The sequence below is a fragment of the Pedobacter sp. genome (assembly GCF_045627485.1).
Taxonomy (GTDB): Bacteria; Bacteroidota; Bacteroidia; order Sphingobacteriales; family Sphingobacteriaceae; genus Pedobacter.
The window spans coordinates 1-10,916 of sequence record NZ_JAZQNU010000121.1 but is presented as its reverse complement, the minus strand read 5'-3'; the positions used below and the strand labels follow the sequence as shown (position 1 = coordinate 10,916).

The following is a 10,916-nucleotide window of genomic DNA, read 5'->3' as shown; positions in this document are numbered from 1 at the left end:
ATGAGCTTTTTCTGTTTTAGTTTATCGTTAGTCGAGGTGTCGCCATTGCGGATCCCAATTTGCCAATCAAGTTCCAGTTCCAGGCATACCTCGCGCATGGCGCGGGCAAGGTCTTTTGCCAGGGAACGCAGAGGGGTAATCCATAATAACTTTAAGCCTGATTTCTTACGTTTATCTGGTTTAACCTTCAGTTTTATGTTTTCCGCGCGCTGATTTAATTCATCAATCACAGCGGCAAGAAAAATAGAATAGGTCTTCCCAAATCCTGTAGGCGCATTCACCAAGCCACAATAACCTTCAGCATAATACTGCCAGGCTTCTTTCTGGAAGGTAAAAGGCTTTCTTTTATTTGTGCGGAGCCATTTGATTACTTGTTTATATCCTATGCTTTTTTCCAGGCTCATTTGATTTCTAAAGTAGCATTTAACAGTTGTCTGAGATCGTCTAAAGTATTAATTTCCGCCGCTACTTTATCTTTGCGCCAACGGGCAATCCTTGGAAAACGTAAAGCCAGTCCTGCTTTATGACGTTTACTTTCAGCAATGCCTTCAAAGGCGATCTCAAATACAAGTTCAGGTTTTACGGTTCGCACCGGACCAAACTTTTCAATGGCGTTCTTTTTTACAAAAGAATCCACTTCTTTTATTTCTTTATCGGTTAAGCCGGAATAGGCTTTGGCCACCGTAATCAGGTTTTCGCCATCTCGGACGGCAAAGGTGTAGTCGGTAAAAAAGTTAGCCCGCCTGCCGTTTCCTTTTTGCGCATAGATCATTACCGTATCTACGGTATAAGGATTTATTTTCCATTTCCACCAGTCGCCGCGTTTCCTGCCGGCATGATACGGCGAATCCAGTTTTTTTAACATCAATCCTTCGCTGTTGTTCTCCCTTGCATTTGGCCTGATCTCCGCCAGCTCGTCCCAACTATCAAAGGTAACGATTGGTGAGGCAGTGACAATACTTTCCGGCAAAGGAAACAATACTTCTTCCAATTGTTTTCTACGCGTATAAAGCGTTTCGCCACGTAAATCCTGGCCCTGGTATTCCAGCAGGTCGTAGGTGTAAAAGCCAATAGGGGCGTCCTGCAACTGTTTTTTGTTGATGGTTTTGCGGTTTAGGCGCTGCTGTAAAATACTGAATGCTTGTACGCGGCCGTCTTTAACCGATAAAATTTCGCCATCGAGTACCGTACCGTCTGGCAGTACCTCATTTAAAAAATGGAGTTCAGGAAACTGCTCTGTCACCAGTTCTTCGCCCCGCGACCAGATGAAAAGTTCGCCGTTGCGTTTAACGATCTGACCACGTATGCCGTCCCATTTCCATTCTGCCTGCCATTCTGCTGGTGCACCAAGATTTTCGGGCTCGCCATCCAGCGCATAAGCCAGGCAAAAGGGGTAAGGCCAGGAGCTGTCGGTATTCACATGTAAACCCTCAATTAATGCCTCATAGGTAATTTCATCTGGCTTCCATTTACCCATTATGCTGTGCATGATGCTGTTGCTTTCCGTACCACTTTGTTTAGCCAGGGCATTGACCAGCATTTTATTCGATACACCAATCCTGAAGTTACCGGCAATAAGTTTGTTGAATATAAAACGCTGTTCAATATCAAGGCTGTTCCAGCTATCAAGGATAAACGCCTTTTTAACATCATCGGGTGCTCCAGTTAATTCCTGTAGCGCCTGGATCCATTCGTGCAGTTTCTTGTCCGTTGTCTTTTCTGGTGGTGGTAAAATCAGGGCGATGGTTTCACTCAGGTCACCCACGCTATGGTAACTTTCGGCGAAGAGCCATTCAGGCACACCACTGCGTTCAATGGCCCATTGCTTTAACAGGTTCGTATTTACCGGCCGTTTAATGCGTTTCCCGGTAAACATAGCAATCACATAGGGTTTATCCCTGTCATCAGCGGTACTGAAATAAGCCATTAGCGCAGCGATTTTATCGTTGGTTTTATTGCTGGTTTCCAGCTGCTGGATCAACTTGGTGAAACGTTTCAATTGATGCTCTTGAGGTTAATAAATTATTCTGCTGAAGTTAATGATGCGGTTTCGGGTTCTTCTTCATCATTACCATACTGGGTTTTAACTTCGGCAGCCGGTATACCGATTTCATTCAGATACCTGGAAAAAGTGGCCGTAAATCCGTGGGTAACAAATACCTGTTCGGCTTCGGTTGCTTTAATGGCCGAAAGTAGACCTGGCCAGTCGGCATGGTCGCTCAAGGCAAAACCTGCATCGGCGCTTTTCCACCTGCGGCCTGCACGCACCTGCATCCAGCCTGAGCAGATTCCTGTGGCTGCATGCTGCAGCGTTTTTATCCACCTGCCATCGGTCATTACCGGTGGCACAATTAGGATACCTTGTTGCAGACTTTCCTTTTTTATTTCCGGTGTAATCCTCGTGGTTTCCGGCAAATCAACTCCTGCTGCTATAAATCGTTCATTGAGGTTGGCAATGGCATTGTGTACATAAATATCACCTTGATCGCTCAGGTTTTTGATCAGCCGCTGCGCCTTACCAAGGCTATAGGCAACTAAAACAGTGGTTTTTCCCTGTTCCCGGTTGTCTGTCGCCCAGTCCTTAATGGATTTGAATATTGTTTCCTGGGGTTTCCAGTTGTATATGGGTAGTCCGAAGGTGCTTTCCGTTACAAAGGTATGGCACTTAACCGGTTCAAATGCCGTGCTGATGCCATCATATTCTACTTTATAATCGCCCGAAACTACAACAACTTCTCCTTTATATTCCAGGCGAATTTGCGCTGATCCAATAACATGACCCGCTGGAAAAAGGCTCACCTTTACGCCATTGACCTCAAGCTGCTGTGCGTAGGCCAGGGTTTGGACTTGCACATCGCCCAGGCGTTGTAATAAAATCGGTTTGCAAAGCTCATGGCAGAGGTAAGCGTCATGGCCCCAATAGGCATGGTCGGCATGGCCATGGGTTATCACGGCCAGCTTAACTGGTTTCCAGGGGTCGATGTAGAAATCGCCTTGAGGAACATAAATGCCCTTATCTGTAAATTTCAGGAGTGCCATATGCGTATAAACAGCAGCAAGACCGTAAAAGTTCGGCACGAAATATTAATTACCATACGTCAATGCCCTGCAGTTTACTAAGGCCTATTTTTGTATCATTAAATCAATATATTATGGCACAAACAATTTTGCACAAAGCTGGTACCAGAGGTCATGCCGATCATGGCTGGTTAAAAAGTTTCCACACTTTTAGTTTCGCTAATTATTACAATCCGGAAAGAATGCAGTTTGGTGCATTGAGGGTTTTAAATGACGACCAGGTATCGGGTGGAATGGGTTTTGGTAAACATCCGCATAACGATATGGAAATTATTTCCATTGCCCTGGAAGGTGAGTTGCAACATGAAGACAGTATGGGTAACCAGGCCGTGATTAAACCAGGAGAAATCCAGGTGATGAGCGCTGGTACCGGTATCTACCATAAAGAATTCAATAACCACAAGGATCAGGAAGTGAAATTTCTGCAGATCTGGGTAATCCCTAATGAAAAAGGGGTAACACCACGTTATGACCAGATTGAGATTCCAAGTGTCGGCAGAAACAATCAGCTGGTACAAATCCTGTCGCCAAGTCCAGAGGATGAAGGGGTCTGGATCCACCAGGAAGCCTGGTTCCATTTAGGAAAGTTCGATCAAGATACGGAATTGGAATACCAATTTAAAAAAGCTGGAAACGGCGTTTACGTATTTGTTTTAAAAGGAAACCTGGAAGTAAACGGACAAAAACTTGAAACCCGTGATGGCTACGGGATCTGGGAAGCGGGCAGCATGCCGGTTAAAGCATCTGCTGGCGCGGAAGTGTTGTTCATGGAAGTTCCAATGGATTTATAATTTCGCTTAAAGAAATTATACTGTCGGCTTGCAGCGCTTAAAATTTCATATTTGACTAAATTTTAGCTGCAAAAAACGAAAATAATGCATCCAGGATTTAGAGAGGAATTATCCCTCGGTCCGAGTTCAGTCCAAGTTCAGTCCGAGTTGAATCCAAGTTTTTCAATGATAACTTGGATTCATTACGGAATGAATTGGTTTTGAATCTGGATTTAGGATTGGTTGCTGTCGGGTCCGGGTATAATTTCTTTTAAGTAAAAAAGCCGCCTTCTGCATAAAAACAGACGGCGGCTTTTTGTTAAAGTGGTTATTAACGCTTTATTGTGCACCCGGAGGGCAATTCTCTTTTAAAAATTTGGTAAAAGTAGCGGCAAGGTGTGCGGTGGTACCGGCACCTTCATTAATGCTGTGGCTGCGGTTAGGGTAAGGCATAAATTGGAATAATTTTTTATGTACAATCAACTCATTAACCAGCATTTCAGCATTTTGATAATGTACGTTATCATCACCGGTTCCATGGATGTATAGCAAGTTACCCGTTAAGTTTTTCGCGTAGTGAATTGGTGAACCCAACTCGTAAGCCTCTACGGTTTTTAAAGGTGAACCCATATAACGTTCCTGGTAAATATTGTCGTAGGTAAGCTGGTTGGTCACTGCAGCAATTGCAATTCCTGTTTTATAGATTTCAGGATATTGGAACAACAGGTTCAGGGTAGAAGAACCGCCGCCACTCCAACCCCAAACCGCAATTCTGTTTTTATCAACGAATGGCCATTCCAGAATCTTTTTCGCCGCCATGGCCTGGTCTCTGATATTCAGACGGCCAATCTGCTTGTAAATGCTTTTGCGCCATTCGCGACCTTTAGGTGCAGGGGTACCCCGGTTATCTAAAGAAATGTAGATGTAACCGTCTTTAGCCATATCACCTTCATACAAGCGGTTCATCCCAGCGCCGTAGGTATCTGTAACGGTTTGGAAAGCCGGTTCGCCATACACATAGAAAAGTACCGGATACTTCTTGGCAGGGTTAAAATTGTCTGGTTTTTTCATCCAGCCGTCCATTTCCACGCCATCTTCAGTAGTGATTTTAAAGAACTCTACTTTATTTTTTGGCGGCTGTATTTTTCCCAGTTGGTTGGTTAAACTGCCGTCCATCGATAGTGGATTGCCAGTAGTCAGGTTCATCCATTCTGTAAGGGGTCTGGAATTAGCTGATTGGAAAACATGAAATGCATAGGTGCCATCAGGAGAGATGTCGTAACTGTGCGTACCAGCTAATATGGATGGCGTTACCTGCTCTAGTTTCCCTTTCCCATCTAATTTCGTCTTAAACAGGTATTGTTGGGTGGCATTTGTAGGGGAGGCCATGAAGTAAAACATATTGTTCTTTTCGTCAATTAAGGAAAGTTCGATCACATCATAATTGCCTTTAGTAATTAAGGTTTGCTTTTTACCATCTTTACTAATGCGGTAATAATGTTTCCAGCCATCCTTCTGGCTCTGCCAGATAAATTCTTTGTTGCCATTTAGCCATTTCCAGGGTTCACCGGCATCAACCCATGATTTATCAGTTTCTTCGTAAATCGCATTTACTTTTGCAGTTTGTGCGTCTGCCACGAAAATTTTGCTTACGTTTTGTTCGCGGTTTATCTGCTGTAATATTATTTCTTTACTGTTTGGTATCCATTCCATACGTGGAATGTAATGTTGAACATCATTGCCAGGAACGGGCATCCAGGTGGTTTTAGCAGTATTGATATCTACCACACCAATCCTACATGCAGAAGGGTTTTGACCAACTTTAGGATATTCTATGGGGATGGTGAAGGAATAAATGGAATCCGTATTGTCGATTATCAGGAAGTTCCTGATCTTACGGGCATCGAGTTGCCAGTAAGCAATCGTTGTTCCGTCAGGGCTCCAGCTAAATCCATCGCGGCAGCCGAACTCTTCTTCATACACCCAGTCGAACGTGCCGTTTATAATGCGGTCGGTACCATCTGTTGTTAAGGCTTTGCTGGTGTTAGAGGCCACATCTTCCACATAGATGTTGTGTTTAGACACGTAAGCTACTTTATCACCGGCAGGATTAAACTTTGCAAACATTAACGATGATGCAGGTTTGTCTTTACCCATCTGGGTAACTGTATTTGTAGCGATGTCGGCCACATAGTAGTCGCCACGGGTTTCGTAACGCCATACTTTTTTGGTATTGGTATAGATCAGCGCTTTTTGTCCATCCTCCGAAAGCTGGAAAGATTTAATATTGCCGGCATGTAAGCCTTTAGTGCCTAATAACGCTGCGGGGATAACGACCTTACGGTCGTTTTTTGGCAGGGTGATTGAAACTATGCCCTGGTCGCTAATCTGGTAATAGGCGTTTGCATTTTTTGCCCAGTTGATGTTGCCACCATATTGTGCCTTTACAGGTTGCAAAAGGCCCCCAATGCTGGCTACAAAAATGACAATGAAAGCTAGATTTTTTAATCTCATGGCTGTAGTTCTATAAAATGTTGAAAAACGGTTTGCAGGTATGCTTTACCCTGTTTAAGGGTTTCTTCTGTCTGTTGTTTGTCTTCCGTATTGGTGTTTAATAAAATACTTTTTCCCGTATTGTCAAAACTAACTGTTTGTTTATCCGTGATCATACCCAGTCCGTTATCCCAGCTAAAAAACGCAAAAGGTTTGGTGTAGGGGTTCATCAGGTTTTTACTCCAGATAAACTGTTTAGCATTCATGTCCAGCTGGCTCATCAGCGTGGCAGCAAGGTCGACCTGGCTGCCCAGTTTATTCATCTTTTTACCCCGGTATTCTGGTTTAATGACATCACCGTAAAAGAGCATCGGCACGTGGTACCGTTCAGGCATATAAACCTCGTTGGTCATTTTAGGTAAAATGTGTCCATGATCTGCAATAAAAACAAACAAGGTATTTTTATACCAGCTTTGTTTTTTTGCCTGCTGCAGGAAATCGTTAATACAGGAATCTGTGTAATAGGCGGTACTTTTAAAGGCCTCTACATTGGTTAAGTTGCCAAATTTATAAGCTCCAGGCACCTCAAAAGGTTCATGGTTGGTTAGCGTCATCACAGTAGAGAAAAATGGCTGTTTTACCTTGTTCAACTCAGCAAGCTGCCGGTTAAATACCACACCATCAAAAGCGCCCCATTTAGAATTCATTTCACTTTCTTTGAAACTACCTTTATCTACCAGTTGGTGATAACCATGACTCAGGATAAACGCTTTATAATTATCAAATTCTGATTGCCCGCCATAAAAGAAGGAGGTGGCATAGCCATTTTTTAAGAACTCCTGGGAGATCGCCGGAATGGCTTCCATTTTATTGGTAAACTTCACCATGTTGCCATTTCCCAGACTCGGGTAGGCCGCTAAAGTGCCAATCAGACCTTTATCGGTACGGTTACCTGTGGAGTAAATTCTATTAAATAAAACACCCTGGGTTGTCATATCATCGAAGTGTGGTGTAATATCTTCAGTGGCATCACCCACGCTTTTTGTTAAATCAGCAGTAAAGCTCTCCATAATAAACAGCACAACATTGGGCCTGTTTGTGGTAAGCATGTGGATGGTAGTGTCTTTTTCTACCGCATACAGGTCGCTTACCGTTTCTTCGGCTTCTGCTTTGCTGTAATAAAGGTATTTATTTTTACTGGCGTTGCCTGAAGTAAGTGCACTTTTAAATAAATTCCATTCTGTGTTTACAGCGGCCTGGTTAAGGAGCAGATTGTCAGAGAAATAAGCGGAACTTTGGTTCATGGTAGATACACCAAAACCACCCCGGATGATCAGAAAGTTGCCGCCCAACAACAAAAAGGCAATGATAAGCTTTGTCCAGATGGGCATGGCCACAAAATAGAGATTTCTGCCCAGCAGGAGTTTTTTCCATATAAAGCCGGTCACCAATAACACTGTGATGATAACGATGGTGGGTAACAAGGGGGAGGAGGCGCCAGAAGCAAAAGCTTCCACAGGATCGGTAAAGGCAAAACCCAATGCCTTTGCATTGAGTTTTGTACCCCATTCCCGGTAGATGTTGAAGTTAATTGCTGCAATTATACTGAAGGCAATAATTAAAATAGTATTGTAAATATTTATTCCTTTTACCGTTACTGACTTGCGGCCATTGAAGAACCAGAAGAGATAAATGCATAATGGAATAACACTCAGGTAACCAGCCGTAGATAAATCTATGGGTATAGCATTATGAAAAGTAGCTAATGTTGTTTTTAAAGGTACCTCACGTAATTTTTCCTGATGAAAGGCTAGGAAAAGTGCCCGGTCTGTGAAAAAAAAGATGAGCCAGAATAAGTAAAAACGAACAAAAAAAAGAAGACTTTTTAACATTTATGACTAACCTCCACCTCTCAAAGCTTCTAACTCTGCCATGGTCATAACCTCATACCCTTCAGGTACTGCTAATGAAAATGGACCTACCGCACTATCCTTGATGCTTTTTATCGTCATGGTGGTTTTTATGGTATTTTGGTTCAATGTAAATTTAATTGGTGTACCCTTCAAATCCTTAAATTCTGTATTGGTTGCACCAGGTGTTAATTCAATGTCTTTAGTTAACCAAAGCTCATAGTCAGAACCTTTATCATCTTTATAGGTGTATTTTTCCGTCTGGTAACCGGAAATGGTTTCTTTTACACCAGTTGCCTTGAAATCACTATATTTAATAGAACCGGCTTGTTTTTCGATGTCTTCTTTAGACATTTTTGTTGCAATCTGTTTTTGAGCAACTGGAATGTCAATTAGTAATAAGGCAGTATTTTCTGCGCCATCTTTATAAATGGTTAGCATTGTTGGTCCCATCTCCATCGCTAGTTTAGAGATGTTGCCATTAAATTCCATTTTGTTTTCTTTTGGCAGGGCCGATACGTCAATGCTCGACTTCTGTTCTGGCGAAAGCTCGTAGGAAACGCCATACACAATAGTACCCTGTGAGATTTTCTTCTGGGCATGGGCGTAAGCCGCTGTACCGATTAACAACAGCGCAAGTACGCTGGTTTTGATTGATTTAAGCATTATTTCGATTTTTTAGGTTACCAATTAATGTTTTCCTTATTCAGGAATGCGCTTATGCCTTTTTTGAAGTCGTCGCTATCCCTAACTCTTGCATTGATCTGCACAGCCAATTCAAGCGTTTTTTCTAACTGCGTATTGGTTGTTTGACCAATGAGCTGTTTGGTTACCATGAGTGAATTAGTTGAAGCTTGATTGCACAAATTTAAGGCAAATTCTCTTGTTTTTTGATTAATCGCTTCTTTGTTTGTTACAAAATTTATTAAACCATAGGCTAAAGCCCGCTCGGCACTGAACAATTCGCCGGTAAGCAAAATCTGTTTAGCGATGGTTTCACTGGTTTTTCGCAACAGGAAACAGGATACCAGGGCAGGAACAAAACCAAGTTTAACTTCTGTATAACCAAACTTCGCTTCGGGTACCGAAAAGATCAAGTCGCAGACTGTGGCCAGTCCGCAACCGCCAGCAATGGCATGTCCTTCTACCTGTGCAATTACTACCTTTGGCAGGTAGTAAATAGTTGTAAATAAATTTTTTAAATTCTTTGAGTCAGCGAGATTTTCTTCATAGGTATACGTTTGTAATTCCTGTAAGTAAGCGAGGTCGGCACCGGCGCTAAAGCTGGTACCATTGGCTTTGAGAATAATGATTTTGACATCATCATCGTCTGCTGCTTCAAGCATGTAATCTGTGAGGAGTTTAACCAGTTCGGGGTTAAGTGCGTTACGTTTGTCAGGCCTGTTTAGCGTGATCGTGGCTATCCGGTCAGCTACCGAATATAAAACCAAAGGTTCTGTCATATACTTGGAATAGGTTGTTTTATCAAAGATGGTTTATTTTCTTGAAATCAGAATAGGCATTTTTTATTTGTAAGGAAGTGACGTGGTGTAGGTCTAAGCAAGGTTTAATAGAATACTGGAAAGCAGCGCTTTGTGGTTCTAAATCCGTGTATAGCAATGCGTGTTGGCCATCAATAAAGGCAACTGCCTGGTGTTTGTAAAGTTTAAATACAATGGTCTTTTGCTGCTGCCTGGCGAGCAGCAACTTGATAGTCACTGAACTTTGTAGCGCTAAGCACGTCCATGCGGCTATAAATAAGGCACGTTTCTTTGCCATGATGAAGGACCGGAGGGCAAAAATTACGAGCAACAACAGCAAAATTAACTCGAAAGAAGATAACCAGATGGATGAAATGGTAGCGAAGGATAAATTGGCAATCCAGGTGAGCCCGGCATTCATAAAGTTAAGCAGGTATTCGAGCAGCGGAGCCAGGAATTCTAGCTTAGTCAACAGCATCAGCAATCCGATATACATAATAAGGGAAACCGGCAGCAGAATAAACAAGTTGCTGAACAAAAAAAGTATTGGAAACTGGTGGAAGTAATAAACGCTCAATGGGAATGTAGTGAGCTGTGCGGCAATGGATAATGCGGTATAGCTCCATAGTTTATCTGCCAAAAGTGCTTTAAAATAAAAGAGGCGGTACAGAAGGGGTTGAAGGTAAATTAAGCCAAATACAGATAAAAAGCTGAGCTGGAAACCGAGGTCGAACAGGAGCAGAGGCTGGTAGATGAGTAAAGCCAGCGCCGAGAAGGCCATGGTATTATAACTGTTGCTATGCCTGCTCATCGTTTTACCGATAATAAAGGTGCTCAACATAAAAGCTGATCGCAACACCGAAGGGGAGCACCCGGTTAACAAAGCATAACACCAGATCAAAGCAACGATCAACAGGCACCTGCATATTTTTAATGTCCTGGACCGGTTCATAAACTGAAGCAGATTATGAAGCACCAGGTATATGATGCCCACATGCATGCCTGAAACTGATAGCGCGTGGATGGTCCCTGTTTGCGCATAAGCCGCTAGGGTTTCCTTACTTAAGTCGGTACGGTAGCCTAAAATGAGTATTCCGGAAGGCATTGAACATATCGGAATGGCCAGTTTCTTCTTCTGTAACAATCTTAAAAAAATATCTTTTCCTAAAACTCTAAAATCTATC

At 42.8% G+C, this 10,916-nt stretch carries 10 protein-coding genes; 2 read left to right on the top strand and 8 right to left on the bottom strand.

From position 1 onward, the window contains the following. The 3 genes from ACR2F3_RS09360 to ACR2F3_RS09350 all read right to left on the bottom strand — a co-directional run. Window positions 1-404, bottom strand: a 404-nt coding sequence (locus ACR2F3_RS09360; RefSeq protein WP_432709715.1) for a DEAD/DEAH box helicase, incomplete at its 3' end; no start/stop codon positions are given. Beyond that, window positions 401-1,999 carry an ATP-dependent DNA ligase gene (locus ACR2F3_RS09355; RefSeq protein WP_432709714.1) on the bottom strand — a complete coding sequence of 533 codons (1,599 nt, stop codon included), beginning with the start codon at window positions 1,997-1,999 and terminating at the stop codon, window positions 401-403. The genes ACR2F3_RS09355 and ACR2F3_RS09360, both read right to left, overlap by 4 nt. Window positions 2,000-2,022: 23 nt before the next feature. Beyond that, the gene (locus ACR2F3_RS09350) at window positions 2,023-3,039 is read right to left on the bottom strand and encodes a ligase-associated DNA damage response exonuclease (RefSeq protein ID WP_432709713.1); all 1,017 of its coding nucleotides are present in this window, start codon (window positions 3,037-3,039) and stop codon (window positions 2,023-2,025) included. Between the two features lie 113 nt (window positions 3,040-3,152). Here ACR2F3_RS09350 and ACR2F3_RS09345 point away from each other — a divergent pair, with 113 nt between their 5' ends. After that, entirely contained in the window at window positions 3,153-3,869 is a 717-nt protein-coding gene (locus ACR2F3_RS09345) for a pirin family protein (RefSeq protein ID WP_432709712.1), read from the top strand. Window positions 3,870-4,187: 318 nt separating this feature from the next. Here ACR2F3_RS09345 and ACR2F3_RS09340 read toward each other — a convergent pair whose 3' ends face one another. Genes ACR2F3_RS09340 through ACR2F3_RS09320 form a run of 5 tightly spaced genes read right to left on the bottom strand, consistent with a single transcriptional unit; the run spans window position 4,188 to window position 10,837 of the window. Beyond that, a complete protein-coding gene (locus tag ACR2F3_RS09340; protein ID WP_432709711.1) occupies window positions 4,188-6,362 on the bottom strand; it encodes a S9 family peptidase in 2,175 nt (724 codons plus the stop codon). Next, the gene (locus ACR2F3_RS09335; protein WP_432709710.1) at window positions 6,359-8,233 is read right to left on the bottom strand and encodes an LTA synthase family protein; all 1,875 of its coding nucleotides are present in this window, start codon (window positions 8,231-8,233) and stop codon (window positions 6,359-6,361) included. Before ACR2F3_RS09335 ends, ACR2F3_RS09340 begins: the two co-directional genes overlap by 4 nt. Before the next feature lie 6 nt (window positions 8,234-8,239). Next, window positions 8,240-8,917 (bottom strand): DUF4412 domain-containing protein, encoded by a 678-nt coding sequence (locus ACR2F3_RS09330; RefSeq protein ID WP_432709709.1) that lies wholly within the window; start codon window positions 8,915-8,917, stop codon window positions 8,240-8,242. Between the two features lie 17 nt (window positions 8,918-8,934). Further along, complete coding sequence (locus ACR2F3_RS09325; protein WP_432709708.1) at window positions 8,935-9,714, bottom strand: enoyl-CoA hydratase/isomerase family protein; 780 nt, start codon at window positions 9,712-9,714, stop codon at window positions 8,935-8,937. Window positions 9,715-9,736: 22 nt separating this feature from the next. Beyond that, window positions 9,737-10,837 (bottom strand): ComEC/Rec2 family competence protein, encoded by a 1,101-nt coding sequence (locus ACR2F3_RS09320; protein ID WP_432709707.1) that lies wholly within the window; start codon window positions 10,835-10,837, stop codon window positions 9,737-9,739. On the opposite strand from ACR2F3_RS09320, the gene ACR2F3_RS09315 reads away from it, so the two are divergent. Continuing rightward, window positions 10,818-10,916, top strand: a 99-nt coding sequence (locus ACR2F3_RS09315; protein WP_432709716.1) for a hypothetical protein, incomplete at its 3' end; no start/stop codon positions are given. The two genes, ACR2F3_RS09320 and ACR2F3_RS09315, sit on opposite strands and share 20 nt — an antisense overlap.

Bases quoted from the DNA above. Each gene is read 5' to 3' on its own strand.
- ACR2F3_RS09350 (WP_432709713.1), bottom strand. From the start codon at position 3,039: ATGGCACTCCTGAAATTTACAGATAAGGGCATTTATGTTCCTCAAGGC.
- ACR2F3_RS09345 (WP_432709712.1), top strand. From the start codon at position 3,153: ATGGCACAAACAATTTTGCACAAAGCTGGTACCAGAGGTCATGCCGAT.
- ACR2F3_RS09340 (WP_432709711.1), bottom strand. From the start codon at position 6,362: ATGAGATTAAAAAATCTAGCTTTCATTGTCATTTTTGTAGCCAGCATT.
- ACR2F3_RS09335 (WP_432709710.1), bottom strand. From the start codon at position 8,233: ATGTTAAAAAGTCTTCTTTTTTTTGTTCGTTTTTACTTATTCTGGCTC.
- ACR2F3_RS09330 (WP_432709709.1), bottom strand. From the start codon at position 8,917: ATGCTTAAATCAATCAAAACCAGCGTACTTGCGCTGTTGTTAATCGGT.
- ACR2F3_RS09325 (WP_432709708.1), bottom strand. From the start codon at position 9,714: ATGACAGAACCTTTGGTTTTATATTCGGTAGCTGACCGGATAGCCACG.
- ACR2F3_RS09320 (WP_432709707.1), bottom strand. From the start codon at position 10,837: ATGCCTTCCGGAATACTCATTTTAGGCTACCGTACCGACTTAAGTAAG.